A 14,704-nucleotide genomic window follows, 5' to 3' on the forward strand; every position below is an offset into this window, starting at 1 on the left:
TGTGCAAACAACAGACTATAATGACTACAAAAATTTTAATCATCGGTGCCTGCGGACAAATAGGAACCGAACTCACCCAAAAACTAAGGAGCATTTACGGCAATGAAAATGTTATTGCTTCCGATATCAGAAAACTGAACAATGACATCGTTAACAATGGTATTTTTGAAGTGGTAAACGCTTTGGATTACAATCAGATTGAGCATTTGATTGAGCATTATCAAATTACCGACGTGTACCTTATGGCAGCTTTGCTTTCGGCAACAGCAGAAAAAAATCCGGCTTTTGCGTGGGATTTGAATATGAATTCGCTGTTTCACGTTCTGAATCTGGCGAAAGCCAAAAAAATAAAAAAGATATTCTGGCCTTCGAGCATTGCGGTTTTCGGGCCAACAACACCAAGGCACAATACACCGCAATATACCATCATGGAACCTACAACCGTTTATGGAATCAGCAAACAGACTGGCGAAAGATGGTGTGAATATTACCATAACATTTATGGCGTTGATGTTCGAAGCATCCGTTATCCGGGACTTATCAGCTGGTCAACCGAACCTGGTGGTGGCACAACCGATTATGCTGTAGATATTTACCACAAGGCATTGAAGGAAGGAAAATACGAATGTTTCCTTTCGGAAAATACAGCTTTGCCGATGATGTATATGGACGATGCAATCCGGGCCACTGTAGAAATCATGCAGGCTCCGAGTGAAGCCATTAAAATCCGCTCTTCGTATAATTTATCAGGCGTGAGTTTTACACCTGCTGAAATTGCTGAAGAAATCAAGAAGCGCATCCCAGGATTTACGATTACTTATAAACCCGATTTCCGACAGAAAATAGCGGATAGCTGGCCTGCATCGATTGATGATAGCTGTGCTAGGGAAGACTGGAACTGGAAACACAAATTTGATTTGGATTCGATGACCGATGAAATGTTGGAAAACCTAAAATAAACTAAAATAAAAACGCTGCCCAATTTCTTGTGGCAGCGTTTTTTCCTCTAAAACAAAACATAATTTTATTGTACGATCGGATCTCTTAATGATTCCAGTACGGCAACGATATCTGTATAAAGTTGGGTGTCGGCGGCAACGCCATTTGCAACGGCTGCCTGTCCAACATAACCTTCAAATTTAGTAAAGTCGGCATTGGTTGATACCACTCCCATCCTTGGATTTACAGCAGGGTTGTGCGCAGAAACCATATCCCTTCCGGAATAGGTATTCACCGCATTGGTTCCGCCGGTATTGAATGAAAAGAAATCGGTTAGATTATCTACAAGTATTGCCAGATTGGTAGTGTTTCCTGCTCCAACTTCTGTTAAAAGTGGTGCGAAATGCGCGCCTAAGTTGCCTGAAGCACTCGACTGCACATCTGCAACGATAAGTCCAACAGTTGAATTTATTACTTTACGATAGCTCAAACGCCCTTGTTCAATCATCTGTCCCGGGTTATCAGGATCCGAAACCATTGTTGTTCCTCCCAATCTCGCGTAGATTGAAGCTGGTGGAGCCGGATCATTGTCATCGCTGCTACACGATGTAAATGTCAATGCCCCAAATACTAATGCACAGAGTGCAAATTTTGAATACTTAGTCATAGTTTTTATATTTAAGATTAATAGATTAATTGAAAACTCCCTGAACGAACTTGGTAAACTTATAGCTGGCACCATCTCTGTTCATAACAGGACAAACCTGTTTATTGGCAAAGGCAGCAGGCAGAATAAAACGTTGTGCGTTGTAATGCCCGGTAGCCATGAGTTCATCATATACTTTTTTGGAATCGGCAATTCGGTTATCGTGAAAATAAACGACTACGTTCCTTTTGACAATGATGTCGCTTTTTACTCCGGGAATGCCGTGCAGTTTCTGGGTAATGTCAACGGCTGCAATAGAATCAAAAGGCTTGTCAAAATCAATTCGGCTTACTTGTATTGTAGCGCTTTCTACTGGCCTTGCAGTAGCAATGTGGTAAACTAATATGGCAAACATCAAAAGGAAAAACCCTAAGATGCTTAGCAATGCTATTTTTACTTTTTTATTAATTTTCATGATGTTATGTTTTTTGGTCTGAATTCATCTACGCAAACAAAAAAAGCTTGGTTTTTTAATTGCCTTATTTTTTTACTGTTTATTCTCCTTCTAAATAACATCGAAAACAAAAAGCGCTGTTCTTGACACGAAACAGCGCTTTCTTTCTAAACAAAACCAAACACCCGAAGTCCGTAGGACGAACTGTGCGGAGCAAAACATCAAGTAATTTTAGGGCTCTTACTTGGTTTTAGGAATGCCTAAGCATATTTGTTTTACAGAGGAGCAAACAGGTTACACCGGAGCAGTGAAGGCTAAGTAAAATACCAGGAACACTAACGCGATCATAGCTATAAAAGCAGTAGTTCCAAATAGGAAATTAATTTTTTTGTTGATGTTCATGAGTCGTAGAATTTGGGTTTCTGAGACTCATTTACGGGGAAAAAAACAATACGGTTTTCAAGAAACAAAAAAATTATTTTTTATTTCTTAATTCACCCATCAGTTGTTCTTCGATAGGAGCTTTTATTTTTACGACTGCATCTGAAGTGTCATTTGGGATTGTCATCGAAAGTACATAATGTTTTATTTTCCATTTACCTTTCTGTAAAACCAAAACTCCTGAACCACGGCAGATTTTCATTTGAGTGCTGAGCAGTTCGTCAAACCAGGCTAAGGTTTTATCATCGTTAAAATAAACATGTCTTTCTATAGCTGTAAAACTCCAGGCTTTTCCTTTGTCAAAATAAGGTTTTGCATACGCCTGAAAAGCGGTTTTGGTCCAATTTTCGGTAGCATCAGTTCCAATGAAAATGGCGTCATCGGTCATTGCGTCAAAATAATTATTGAAATTGGCTTCAGCCGCAGCTTTGTGCCAGGCGTCAAGTGTTGCATTAACTTGGGATTTAACCTCGTTTTGTGCAATTGCCGCATTGGCAAAAAATGTGATTCCTATAAAAAGAATGATGTTTTTCATAACCGTTGGATTGAGCGTTTGGAGTAACATTGTAACAGTAAGTAAATATACTTATTTAATGTAGTATTACTTTTTGTATTTTTATAAAAGAAATTAATGATAGCTGTATGAAAAAAGCAAAGGGTTATGGTTTTTTAATTGTACTTTTTGTGTTGGTCATTTCCCTGACCAGCTGGTTTTGCGATAAGAAAAAGGAAACTGCGATGGTAAAAAAAAGGCCGTCGAACAGCTTTGTTGTTTCTTTTGACAGCAGCCTTGTCAGCACTTTTTATGCAAAATATCCAAAATTGATTCTTTACAAAAAACAAGTCAACGAGCTTTATGAGAAAAACAGTTTCGATTTTATCTGGTACGATAAAAAGGGGAGGAAGGAAACGGCAGATGTAATCTACAACAAAATCAATAATCTATCACAGGAAGGTGTTCAGGCTAAACTGCCTTATAAGGAAACCGTAGACAGCCTGCTCCAAAAAGCGACAACCAAACCCGATGTGGACACCGAATTATTCCTTTCCAATTATTATTTCTTCTATGTCAATAAAACACTACAGGGAATTGACAGCACCAAGATGAAGGAACTCGAATGGTATCTGCCCAGAAAAAAACAAACCTATATTGGCTATTTAGATTCGCTGTTGATAGATCCAAAATTAATGGAGAACAGCGAACAGCACATCAGCCAGTATTACAAATTAAAAACGGTACTTCAAAAATATAGGGACATTGAGCAAAAAGGAGGTTGGGATTCGATTAAGGTGCCAATAGATTTTAAGCAAATCAAACCTGGCGACAGTTCTGAAGTGGTTGCAAAAATAAGAACCCGATTATTCCTTACCGGAGACATAGCCGAAGATTCCGGAAGGCAGCTTTACGGCTTTGCACTGCAACAGGCGGTTTTAAAATTCAAAAAACGCACCGGCTATACTTTGGACAAAACAATCCTGCCGAAACACATTGACGAAATGAACGTACCAATCAGCCAACGCATCAAAACCATTATTGTGAATATGGAGCGTTGCCGTTGGATTTCTCCCGAACTAACTAAGGCTAAGGAATATATTGTCGTCAACATTCCTTCGTATCGACTGAATTATTACAAGGAAGGAAAAGTCGCATTGACCTCCAATGTTGTGGTTGGAACTACAATGAATAAGACGGTTATTTTTAGTGGCCAGATGAGTTTTATCGTGTTTAGCCCTTATTGGAACGTCACACCACACATCATCAAAACCGAAATCCTGCCCGAAATGGAAAAGGACAGGAATTATTTGGCAAAACACAATATGGAATGGAATGGCGGAGCAGTAAGGCAGAAACCCGGGAAAAATAACTCATTGGGATTGGTGAAGTTCCTGTTTCCAAATACCAATAACATTTATCTGCACGATACGCCTGCAAAGAGTTTGTTTACTTCCGAAAAAAGAGCCTTCAGCCATGGATGCATCCGTGTGGAAAAACCCAGGGAATTGGCCGAAATGATCCTAAAGGATGATCCGCTCTGGACACCCGAAAAAATAGACAAAGCGATGCACAAGGGAAAGGAAAACTGGTATACCCTCAAAAACAAAATCCCGGTTTACATTGGCTATTTTACTTCGTTTGTTGATGAAGAAGGCAACATCCATTTTTATAAGGATATTTATGAAAAGGATGAGCAGCTCGCAGCAATGCTGGTCGAATAATAGCTATTTCTTCTGGATTGCCTTTTGTAAATCCTTCAAATCACTTGCCTTAAAATTGCCGGTTGAACTATTGGCAGAATAAACAATTTCACCCGATTGTGATTGGGTCACCGTAACCGATTTCGATGAATTGGTTTTAATCAACAGCAGATAATAAAACGGAGTGGGACTATCGGAAATTTTATCATTGAGTTCTTCTGTTGAAAGGAAGCTGCAGTTTAAACCCGAGCCTTCAACAATTTCCTTGGTGTCCTGCTTTCTGCTTTCGTCATCAGAATTTTTGGAAAATTTGGTCAAAACATAATCCGGAATGTAAAGCGTACCGATTTTGCCCAATTCATTTTTATTCAGGAATTCGGTTTTGGCCTGTCGTTCTTCCGACTTGTTCAATAAGTATACAACTTGTTGAATATAATTCCCTAAAATAGCTGCACTCCAGTTTTTAAGATGTCCGGCTGCATCATAATCTATTTTATAAAGCGTACTCGGATTATTCTGCAAATAGAAATCGGGGAATAAATTGACAGACGCTACCACAATTTTTTCATCCTGATTAAAGTGTTTCCTTTTTTTAGGGTCGTAAACGAATTTGCCGTTGGTAGTCCAAAATTCCAAATTAAAATCGGTTTCACTTGTTGCAGAAGCATTTGTACTTGTCATGTTGGCACCAATGGTTACAAAGCTGTTGTTGGGCGCAATGTTTTTCTCAACATCAGTGTATTTGATGCATTCTACTTTTGACAGTGTCCAATTTTTTTTGATAGCATCAATGTATGCTATGGCTTTTGGCGACGCAGGATCTTTCATGGCAAAGAAAGTTGTTCCCAATTTTATCTTAGCCATTTCAGCAGTATTGCTGATGGCAATTTGGCTACTGGTTTTTATTGAGAAAAATGAAACTGCTATAAAGAATAATTTTAATTTCATTTCTAAAGTCTTGATTACCTATCAAACTTATGCAAAAATTCCTAAATCTATCCTAATCTTATAACTTTTTCTGACAACTGTGTAACGCGTTTGATGGTAATATTTAGCAACTTCGTACAACAAATTTTGTATAACTTAAACTTAAGATTATGAACTTAAAAAGAATGTTTGGTGCCATTTTAACTTTATTAGGAATTGGCGGATTGATTTATGCTGCAGTGATCTTCGCTTCAACTTCTGGAGCCGACAGAGACATAAGAGGGTTAATCATTTATGGTGTTTTAGGAATCGTATTTTTTATATCAGGGATTGGATTGGTAAAAAATACGAAAGATGAAGCATAACTACCTATAAAATAAAAGCCCAACATTGCTGTCGGGCTTTTGATTTCTATTTTTAAAGGCTTACCAAATCTTAACCCGCTTTTCAGGAGCAAGATAAAGAGAGTCTGTAGGTTTTACATTAAACGCTTCGTAGAATTCCGGTACGTTGCGTACAACACCGTTAATCCTGAATTTTGCTGGTGAATGTGGGTCACGCGCAATCTGGCTGCGAAGTGCTTCCTCACGTGTTTTTTCACCCCATACTTGTCCCCATCCCAGGAATACACGCTGCATTCCGGTGAATCCATCCATAACAGGAGCTTCTTTCCCGCCAAGGCTTTCTTTATATGCTTTGATTGCAATGCTCAATCCACCTAAATCACCAATGTTTTCACCAAGCGTATATGCTCCGTTTACACTTAAATCAGGAAATGCCTTGAAACCATTGTATTGCGCCACTAAAGCACCTGTTTTAGCTTTGAATGCGGTCAAATCAGCATCTGTCCACCAATTTTTCATTACACCGTCTCCATCAAAAGTACTTCCCTGATCGTCAAATCCGTGGCCAATTTCGTGACCAATAACAGCTCCAATGGCGCCATAATTTACCGCGTCATCTGCTTTCAAATCAAAGAATGGCGGTTGCAGAATTGCAGCAGGGAAAACAATCTCATTAAGTGAAGGATTGTAGTATGCATTCACTGTTTGTGGCGTCATGCCCCATTCGGTTCGGTCTACAGGTTTTCCTAATTTATCAAGGTTTCTTTTGTATTCAAATTCGGTTGAACGTTGTGAATTTCCATACAAATCAGCTTTGTCGATTTTTAAAGAAGAGTAGTCTCTCCATTTGTCAGGATAACCAATTTTAATCATGAATTTATCCACTTTCTTAAGCGCTTCTTTTTTCGTAGCAGCACTCATCCAGTCCAGTTTTTTGATGCTTTCCGCATAAGCCTTTAATAGGTTTTTTACCATCGTTACCATACGCTCTTTGGCTTCAGGCGAGAAATGTTTTTCAACATAAACTTTCCCAACAACTTCACCCAAACCACCATTCACGGTATTCACGGCACGTTTCCAGTCTTCCTCCTGTTTTTCTGTACCACTTAAGGTTTTGCTGTAAAATTCAAAATTCTGATTGTCTAATTCTGTGGTCAGTAATGAAGCTGATCTGTTAATCAATCCCCATTTCAAATAGGTTTTCCAGGTATCAATCGGAGTGCTTTTAATAATGTTGTTCAGATTTTTGATGTACTCCACCTGTGTTACTACAATGCTCTTTTCTTTTTCAACACCAGCTTTAGTCATCATAGCAGTCCAATTGAAATCGGGCATCAAGGTTTTTAAATCGGCAATAGCATATTTATTATAGAGTTTTACCATATCGCGTGTATCCTCTTTTTTCATGTGCTGATTGGCCAAAGTAGTTTCCAACGTCATGATTTTGGCAGCATTTTCGGCCGGATTTTCTACTCCGCCCATCTGTAGCATCTTTTCTACATGCGCAACATATTTTTTACGGATGTCAGACATTTTTGCATCTGTTGAAGTATAATATTCCCGTTCAGGAAGACCAAGTCCGCCCTGCCATGTTATAAGGATGTTTTTTGTTGGATCTTTAAAGTCGGTATAAACTGAAATGGCAAAAGGAATGCTTATGCCTGTCCTGTTTGCTGTTCCAAAAAAGCTGGCCAAATCGTTGTAATCCTTAATCGCATCAATGGCTTTCATTTCATTCTGGATTGGAGTAATTCCCTTAGCATTCCTGCCTTTCCTGTCCATGAACGAAGCGTAGAAATCACCAATTTTTTGTTCGTCTGAACCATCAGAAGCATTTGATTTTGCTGCTTCTTCAATAATCGCTTTGACGTCTTTTTGTGATTGATCATACAACAAATCAAAAGCGCCATAAGAAGCTTTATCTGCTGGAATTTTCATGGTTTTCAGCCACGTTCCGTTTACATAATTGGCAAAGTTATCGCCAGGCTTTACTTTGGTATCCATATTTTTCTTATTGATACCCGAAGTAAGTTCTTCTTTCTTAGCGCAGGAAGCCATAAGGACGACTGCCGCTAGAATAGAGATTTTAATGTTTTTCATTATTAGTTTCGGTTTGATTAATCTGCCAAATGTAATAAATTATAAATAGCCGATGTCGGTTAAAATGAATTGTTAGACTGTACAAAAAGGAAGTTTGTTACACCAAATGGGAATAATAATTTAGGACAAAGGATTTTTGTCTTTAAGATATTTATATATTTGTTTGTTGGTCTGGATTTAAAAATCAATAAAAGACCAGCGATTTTTAACAGAAATTAAATGAAACATACTGATTTTTTAAATTCCCCTCGCATAGACCAGGTTGGGATTGAGGACAGGATTGCCAGGATAACAGCCCGAAGCATAAAAAAAGAATCCAAAATGCAAGGCCTGCTGATGGCTTTGAACATGATTGATTTAACTACTTTGGAAGGTGCTGATACCGATGAAAAGGTAAAACAGCTTTGCTTCAAGGCACATCATCTACACGATGAAATACCAGGACTGCCAACCACTGCGGCAGTTTGTGTATACCCAAATTTTGTCAAACTTGCAGTTAACGAATTAAAAGGAACCGGTGTAAAAGTAGCTTCAGTTGCCACAGCTTTTCCAAGCGGACAGTCTAGTGCTGAAATCAAATTACTGGACACAAAAATAGCAGTCGATGGTGGAGCCGATGAGGTTGATATGGTTATCAGCCGAGGAAAATTCCACAGCGGGGATTACAATTTTGTTTTCGATGAGATTGCGATGATAAAAGAAGCCTGCGGTAAAAATGTACGTTTGAAGGTTATTCTTGAAACAGGAGAAATCGGCACGCTTGATAAAGTGCGCCAGGCAAGCGACATTGCAATGTATGCAGGTGCAGATTTTATCAAAACATCAACCGGAAAGATAAAGCCAGCGGCAACTTTACCTGTAACTTTGGTAATGCTCGAAGCCATCCGTGACTATTATTACAAAACCGGAATCATGATTGGGATGAAACCTGCAGGAGGAATTTCAACATCCAAACTGGCGCTTCAATATTTAATGATGGTAAAGGAAACCCTTGGTGGGAAATGGCTCAACAATGAGTATTTCCGTTTCGGAGCAAGTAGTTTGGCCAATGACGTATTGCTGCAGATTGCCAAACAACAATCAGGCATTTACCAATCGAATGATTATTTTTCTAAAGTTTAATTAGAATGAAAAAAACACATACAATAGATTTTAGTTCTGACTGGAAATTAGCTCCGGCACCAGAAAGCACGGCCCATTTTAAACTAAAGGACACTTACGATTTGTTTATCAATGGAAAGTTTGTTGCGCCTAAATCAGGAAAATATTTTGACACCATCAATCCGGCAACGGAAAAAGTTTTGGCAAAAGTTGCTGAAGCCAATGAAGCCGATATTGATTCGGCTGTGAAAGCAGCCCGAAAAGCCTACGATACCGTTTGGTCCAAATTATCAGGAAAGGAAAGAGGAAAATACATTTACAGAATCGCCAGAATCATACAGGAAAGAGCTCGTGAATTTGCGGTAGTTGAAACCTTAAACGGAGGAAAAGCAATCCGTGAATCCCGTGATGTAGATGTTCCGTTAGCTGCAGCGCATTTCTTTTATTATGCAGGCTGGGCAGACAAATTGGAATACGCTTTCCCAAACAGAAAACCAAAAGCATTAGGAGTTGCAGGGCAAATCATCCCGTGGAATTTTCCATTGTTGATGGCGGCCTGGAAAATCGCTCCGGCTTTGGCTGCAGGAAATACTGTAGTTATAAAATCTTCTGAAACCACTCCACTGACGGCTTATCTTTTGGCCGAAGTAATCCAGGAAGCTGGTTTGCCTGCTGGTGTTGTAAACATCGTTTCAGGAGCAGGGCAAACAGGTTCTTATATAGTTAATCATCCCGATGTTGATAAAATTGCCTTCACAGGTTCGACAGCCGTTGGGAAAATCATCATGAAAGCCATTGCTGGAACTCCAAAGAAATCTACAATGGAATTGGGTGGAAAAGCAGCCAACATCATTTTTGAAGATGCAGCATTAGACCAGGCTGTGGAAGGAATCGTAAACGGTATCTTCTTTAACCAGGGTCACGTTTGCTGTGCGGGTTCACGTTTATATGTTCAGGAATCGGTGTTTGATACTGTAGTTCAGAAATTGAAAGATAGAATGAATTCGCTAAACGTTGGAGATCCATTAGATAAGAATACAGACATCGGCGCCATCAACTCCAAAAAACAATTGGATACGATTGCAAAATATATCGAAATCGGTAAAAACGAAGGAGCGGAAATGTACCAACCATCATGCGATTTACCATCAAAAGGATTCTGGTGCAGGCCAACCATTTTCACCAAAGTGAGCCAATCGAACCGAATCGCTCAGGAAGAAATCTTCGGGCCGGTTTTGGCAATCCAAACATTCAGAACGGTTGATGAAGTCATCGAAAAAGCCAACAATACACCTTACGGATTATCAGCTGGTGTATGGACCGACAAAGGCTCCAAAATCTTTAACATGACTTCGCAGATGCGTGCCGGAGTGGTTTGGGCAAATACCTTCAACAAGTTCGATCCTGCTTCACCATTTGGCGGTTATAAGGAAAGCGGTTTTGGCCGCGAAGGTGGCGTTCACGGATTGGAAGCTTATTTAAAATTTGAATAAAAAGTATCATCATGTCAAGAATAGAAGTTTTGAAAACCTATAAAATATTTATTGGAGGAAGTTTTCCAAGAACCGAATCGGGACGTTATTATCCTCTTATTGTGAATAAGAAAACGGTTGCCAACATGTGCCTGTCTTCTGTAAAGGATTTTAGGAACGCGGTTGTAGCAGCACGCGGTGCACAAGGTGGCTGGTCACATAAAACGGCTTACAACCGTTGCCAAATCTTATACAGAATCGCGGAAGTTCTCGAAGGAAGAAAAGCACAGTTTGTATCCGAATTGGAACTTCAGGGAATCTCTAAAGCTAAAGCCGAAAAAGAAGTCGATTTAAGCATTGACCGCCTGATTTATTACGCGGGTTGGTGCGATAAATACACACAATTATACAGTACGGTAAATCCGGTTTCGGGAAGTTTCTTCAACTTTTCGGTTCCAGAACCAACCGGAGTTGTAGCAGTTTATGCTCCTCAACAAAGTGGCTTGCTCGGATTGGTGACACAGGTTGCTTCGATCATCGCAGGCGGAAACACTTGCATTGTTCTAGCCTCAGAGCAATTGGCATTATGTGCTGTGACTTTTGCAGAAGTATTGGCAACCTCAGATGTTTCTGGTGGTGTGGTCAATATCCTTACGGGAAAACAAACCGAATTGCTTACACAGTTTGCTGCGCATAAGGATGTAAATGCCATTTTATATTGTGGCAAAGACTCCGAAATGATTGCGAAAATCCAGGATTTAGCGATTGAGAATTTAAAGCGTGTAATCATTCGTGAAGACAGCGATTATTTTGATGACAAGCACGAATCGCCTTATTTAATTTTTGATTTCCAGGAAACCAAAACAACATGGCATCCGATTGAGATTATTGCTGGTGCCGGAGCAGGCTACTAGAATAAAACACTTAAATATAATCAGAAAACCCGTGAAGCAATTCACGGGTTTTTTTATGCCTTCAATCAAAATTAAAAATGTGAAGTTTCTATTTATTTAACAAGGATATTATGAATTTATAAAATTGTAGTTATTAAAAATGAAAATAAATAAGAAGGTTTTGTAAAAAAATCAATAAAATATTTTTTTTATCGCAACTATTTAACCAAATTCGATGTTGCGAATTTTTTAAACCAACTTAAAATAATGAAATACCCAGCAATTCAGAATTATATCGGAGGCAGATTTGTCAATGCTTCCACCACAAAAACAATGGACGTGATTTCGCCTTTAGACGGCAACTACCTATCAACTGTTCCAATGTCCAACTCCAAAGATTTAGATGATGCAGTAAAAGCGGCTCAGGCAGCTTTCCCGGCTTGGAGTAAAACACCTATTAAGGAAAGGGTTCAGGTATTTTTCAGATACAAAACCCTATTGGAAAAAAACCTCAAGGAATTGGCTGAATTGTGCAGTGAGGAAAACGGAAAAACCTATGGTGAATCTGTTGCTGAAATTGAAAAATGTATTGAGCTAACCGAATTTGCAACTTCATTGCCACAATTAATCACTGGAGAATTATTGGAAGTAAGCAAAGGTGTGGAATGCAGAACAGAACACGTACCACTTGGAGTTGTAGCTTCAATCGTACCGTTTAACTTTCCATCAATGGTTCCCAACTGGACGATTCCAAATGCAATTGCCTTAGGGAACTGCATGATCATAAAACCTTCCGAAAAAGTGCCTTTGAGCTGCGGGAGATTAGCGGAATTATTAAAGGAAGCTGGACTTCCGGACGGAGTTTTCAATGTAGTTCACGGCGATGTGGATATTGTAAACGCCATCTGTGACCATCCAAATATTGAAGCGGTATCCTTTGTAGGTTCTACCAAAGTGGCGAAAATTGTGTACCAACGCGCAACTTCAAATTACAAAAGATGCCTGTCTCTTGGCGGCGCCAAAAATCACTTAATGGTTTTACCCGATGCAATTCCTGAAATGACAGCGCAAAACGTTGCTGCATCGATGTCGGGCTGTGCGGGTCAGCGTTGTATGGCGGCTTCGGCTATGGTTGGTGTTGGCGATGTGGATCACATTATTTCCAAAATCTGCGACGAAGCCCGCAAAATTGTTCCGGGACAAAATCTGGGCGCAGTCATCAATAAGGAATCCCAACAAAGAATCGAAAGTTATATTTCACAAGCCGAAAAAGACGGCGCCAAAATATTGGTTGACGGAAGAAACACCAAAGTATCGGGGAAAGAAAACGGAACTTATGTTGGGCCAACCGTAATCGACTTTGTAACTCCCGAAATGAGTGTGGCCAAAGAAGAAATTTTTGGTCCGGTAATCTCTATTATCAGGACAAAAACTGTTGACGAAGCGTTGGCTATCGAAAATAAAAATCCATACGGAAATGCAGCCAGCGTATTTACACAAAACGGTGGAATGGCACGTTACATTATCGACAAGGCAAGTGCCGGAATGATTGGTGTAAACGTTGGCGTTCCTGTTCCGAGAGAACCTTTCAGCTTTGGAGGCTGGAACGAAAGTAAATTCGGTGTTGGCGACATCACCGGAAAAAGTTCGATTGAGTTTTGGACCAAATTGAAAAAAAGTACCGTAAAATGGAATGCCGAAGCAGGCGTAAACTGGATGAGCTAACAAGAAATTATTATAAATTATAAATTTTGAATTTTAAATTAAAAAAGAAATCATTTAAAATTTAGAATTCAAAATTCAAAATAAAAAAAAGAATGATTACGAAAGAACAAAGCATGACGAAAGAGCAAATCATCAGCGATAGCAAAGAATACAGCTTATTTTCATGGTCAGCTCAGGCTGCCGTGAACCCAATTGCAATTGAAAGAGCCGAAGGCGTTTATTTATATGATTACGATGGCAACAGGATTATTGATTTTTCTTCTGGTTTGATGTCGGTAAACATTGGTCACGGTGACCAGCGTGTGACTGATGCGGTTGTGGAGCAAATGAACAAAGTAAGTTTCGTAACGCCATCATGCACTACAGAAGTAAGAGCAAGATTGTCCAAAAAACTGGCCGAAATCTGTCCGGGCGATTTGAACAAAGCGTTTTATACGTTGTGCGGAACTTCGTCAATTGATAATGCTATCAAACTGGCAAGATTATACACAGGAAGGCACAAAATCATTGGAAGATATCGTGCGTTTCACGGTGGTTCCATCGGTGGAATGTCGGTTGGTGGTGACCCAAGAAAGCTGGCAAACGATTCCCAGCAAATGCCAAACGCAATCCATATTGATGATCCATACTATTTCTTTGGGATGAAAAATTTAGACGAAGCGACAAAGCTTAGTTTGAGTTTGGAGTATGTGGAAAGAGTTATTCATTTGGAAGGCAAAACCAATATTGCGGCCTTTATTTTTGAAGGAGAAAGCGGTTCTTCGGGTTGTCTTCATTATCCAAAAGGATATTTAAAAGGCGTAAAAGCGCTTTGTGAAAAATACGGAATCCTATTCATCGCCGATGAGGTAATGAGTGGTTTTGGCCGTACCGGAAAATGGTTCGGTTTCGAAAACCACGACATCGTTCCCGATATGGTTTGTATGGCAAAAGGCTTGACTTCTTCTTATCTGCCTTTAGGCTGTTTGATGGTTTCTGATAAAATTGCAGAGAAATTCCAGAACACACCTATGATGATTGGCCTGACTTACAACGGTCATCCCGTTGCACTGGCTGCGGCTTTGGCTGTAATCAACATTTACGAAAGTGACAAGCTGATTGAGAATACCCGCGAAATGGCGAAATACCTTGAATCAAGAATTGAGCAAATGCGAAGCCAGCATCCAAGCATGGGAGCATTCAGGAATACTGGGCTTTTAGGTTGCCTGGATGTTCTGAAAAATAAAGAGACCGGCGAATTGATGGCGCCTTATAACGGAGCCGGAGATGATATGGCTGTCAGCAATCAGATTGCGGCTAAGATTCGTCAACTGGGAATGTACACCTTTGTGCGTTGGGGTTATATTTTTATCGCTCCACCATTAACAGTAACCAAAGAACAAATCGACGAAGGTTTGGCAATCATTAGCGAAGCCTTAAAGATTTCCGATGCAGCTTTAGTATAATCACCAACTTTTAAAAAAACC

The 14,704-nt window shown here is 39.6% G+C and carries 13 protein-coding genes; 8 read left to right on the forward strand and 5 right to left on the reverse strand.

Going from position 1 to position 14,704, the window contains the following annotated elements:
• Window positions 1-20: 20 nt before the first annotated feature.
• Window positions 21-959 carry an L-threonine 3-dehydrogenase gene (locus L1S31_RS05050; RefSeq protein ID WP_236463086.1) on the forward strand — a complete coding sequence of 313 codons (939 nt, stop codon included), beginning with the start codon at window positions 21-23 and terminating at the stop codon, window positions 957-959.
• A 65-nt stretch (window positions 960-1,024) separates the two neighbouring features.
• Here the strand turns inward: L1S31_RS05050 and L1S31_RS05055 are convergent, their stop codons facing one another.
• From L1S31_RS05055 to L1S31_RS05065, 3 genes are all read right to left on the reverse strand, one after another.
• Window positions 1,025-1,606, reverse strand: a complete 582-nt coding sequence (locus L1S31_RS05055) for a globin family protein (protein WP_236463089.1) — start codon at window positions 1,604-1,606, stop codon at window positions 1,025-1,027.
• A 25-nt stretch (window positions 1,607-1,631) separates the two neighbouring features.
• Window positions 1,632-2,060 carry a hypothetical protein gene (locus tag L1S31_RS05060; RefSeq protein WP_236463093.1) on the reverse strand — a complete coding sequence of 143 codons (429 nt, stop codon included), beginning with the start codon at window positions 2,058-2,060 and terminating at the stop codon, window positions 1,632-1,634.
• A 454-nt stretch (window positions 2,061-2,514) separates the two neighbouring features.
• A complete protein-coding gene (locus L1S31_RS05065; RefSeq protein WP_236463095.1) occupies window positions 2,515-3,015 on the reverse strand; it encodes a nuclear transport factor 2 family protein in 501 nt (166 codons plus the stop codon).
• 107 nt (window positions 3,016-3,122) lie between these two features.
• Here L1S31_RS05065 and L1S31_RS05070 point away from each other — a divergent pair, with 107 nt between their 5' ends.
• Complete coding sequence (locus L1S31_RS05070; RefSeq protein WP_236463098.1) at window positions 3,123-4,697, forward strand: L,D-transpeptidase family protein; 1,575 nt, start codon at window positions 3,123-3,125, stop codon at window positions 4,695-4,697.
• Window positions 4,698-4,700: 3 nt separating this feature from the next.
• On the opposite strand, the gene L1S31_RS05075 is transcribed toward L1S31_RS05070, so the two are convergent.
• Window positions 4,701-5,624: a hypothetical protein gene (locus tag L1S31_RS05075; RefSeq protein WP_236463100.1), complete on the reverse strand. Its 924-nt coding sequence runs from the start codon at window positions 5,622-5,624 to the stop codon at window positions 4,701-4,703.
• Between the two features lie 149 nt (window positions 5,625-5,773).
• Between L1S31_RS05075 and L1S31_RS05080 the strand changes: the two genes are divergently transcribed.
• Complete coding sequence (locus L1S31_RS05080) at window positions 5,774-5,968, forward strand: hypothetical protein (RefSeq protein ID WP_236463103.1); 195 nt, start codon at window positions 5,774-5,776, stop codon at window positions 5,966-5,968.
• 60 nt (window positions 5,969-6,028) lie between these two features.
• Here the strand turns inward: L1S31_RS05080 and L1S31_RS05085 are convergent, their stop codons facing one another.
• Window positions 6,029-8,047, reverse strand: coding sequence for a M13 family metallopeptidase (locus tag L1S31_RS05085; protein WP_236463108.1), 2,019 nt, complete (start codon window positions 8,045-8,047; stop codon window positions 6,029-6,031).
• 219 nt (window positions 8,048-8,266) lie between these two features.
• On the opposite strand from L1S31_RS05085, the gene deoC reads away from it, so the two are divergent.
• The 5 genes from deoC (at window position 8,267) to L1S31_RS05110 (ending at window position 14,683) form a co-directional block, all read left to right on the forward strand.
• Window positions 8,267-9,169, forward strand: coding sequence for a deoxyribose-phosphate aldolase (gene deoC / locus L1S31_RS05090; RefSeq protein WP_236463111.1), 903 nt, complete (start codon window positions 8,267-8,269; stop codon window positions 9,167-9,169).
• 5 nt (window positions 9,170-9,174) lie between these two features.
• Window positions 9,175-10,641: an aldehyde dehydrogenase family protein gene (locus L1S31_RS05095; protein WP_236463114.1), complete on the forward strand. Its 1,467-nt coding sequence runs from the start codon at window positions 9,175-9,177 to the stop codon at window positions 10,639-10,641.
• A gap of 11 nt (window positions 10,642-10,652) precedes the next feature.
• Entirely contained in the window at window positions 10,653-11,534 is an 882-nt protein-coding gene (locus L1S31_RS05100) for an aldehyde dehydrogenase family protein (RefSeq protein WP_236463117.1), read from the forward strand.
• A gap of 246 nt (window positions 11,535-11,780) precedes the next feature.
• Complete coding sequence (locus L1S31_RS05105; protein WP_236463119.1) at window positions 11,781-13,238, forward strand: CoA-acylating methylmalonate-semialdehyde dehydrogenase; 1,458 nt, start codon at window positions 11,781-11,783, stop codon at window positions 13,236-13,238.
• A 92-nt stretch (window positions 13,239-13,330) separates the two neighbouring features.
• A complete protein-coding gene (locus L1S31_RS05110) occupies window positions 13,331-14,683 on the forward strand; it encodes an aminotransferase class III-fold pyridoxal phosphate-dependent enzyme (RefSeq protein ID WP_236463122.1) in 1,353 nt (450 codons plus the stop codon).
• Window positions 14,684-14,704 lie beyond the last annotated feature (21 nt).

The sequence above is a fragment of the Flavobacterium wongokense genome (assembly GCF_021608265.1).
GTDB lineage: Bacteria > Bacteroidota > Bacteroidia > Flavobacteriales > Flavobacteriaceae > Flavobacterium > Flavobacterium wongokense.

Excerpts from the sequence above, each read along its gene's own strand:
- L1S31_RS05095 (WP_236463114.1), top strand. The coding sequence starts at position 9,175 with ATGAAAAAAACACATACAATAGATTTTAGTTCTGACTGGAAATTAGCT.
- L1S31_RS05080 (WP_236463103.1), top strand. The coding sequence starts at position 5,774 with ATGAACTTAAAAAGAATGTTTGGTGCCATTTTAACTTTATTAGGAATT.
- L1S31_RS05060 (WP_236463093.1), bottom strand. The coding sequence starts at position 2,060 with ATGAAAATTAATAAAAAAGTAAAAATAGCATTGCTAAGCATCTTAGGG.
- L1S31_RS05055 (WP_236463089.1), bottom strand. The coding sequence starts at position 1,606 with ATGACTAAGTATTCAAAATTTGCACTCTGTGCATTAGTATTTGGGGCA.
- L1S31_RS05085 (WP_236463108.1), bottom strand. The coding sequence starts at position 8,047 with ATGAAAAACATTAAAATCTCTATTCTAGCGGCAGTCGTCCTTATGGCT.
- L1S31_RS05100 (WP_236463117.1), top strand. The coding sequence starts at position 10,653 with ATGTCAAGAATAGAAGTTTTGAAAACCTATAAAATATTTATTGGAGGA.
- L1S31_RS05065 (WP_236463095.1), bottom strand. The coding sequence starts at position 3,015 with ATGAAAAACATCATTCTTTTTATAGGAATCACATTTTTTGCCAATGCG.
- L1S31_RS05105 (WP_236463119.1), top strand. The coding sequence starts at position 11,781 with ATGAAATACCCAGCAATTCAGAATTATATCGGAGGCAGATTTGTCAAT.
- deoC (WP_236463111.1), top strand. The coding sequence starts at position 8,267 with ATGAAACATACTGATTTTTTAAATTCCCCTCGCATAGACCAGGTTGGG.
- L1S31_RS05075 (WP_236463100.1), bottom strand. The coding sequence starts at position 5,624 with ATGAAATTAAAATTATTCTTTATAGCAGTTTCATTTTTCTCAATAAAA.
- L1S31_RS05070 (WP_236463098.1), top strand. The coding sequence starts at position 3,123 with ATGAAAAAAGCAAAGGGTTATGGTTTTTTAATTGTACTTTTTGTGTTG.
- L1S31_RS05110 (WP_236463122.1), top strand. The coding sequence starts at position 13,331 with ATGATTACGAAAGAACAAAGCATGACGAAAGAGCAAATCATCAGCGAT.
- L1S31_RS05050 (WP_236463086.1), top strand. The coding sequence starts at position 21 with ATGACTACAAAAATTTTAATCATCGGTGCCTGCGGACAAATAGGAACC.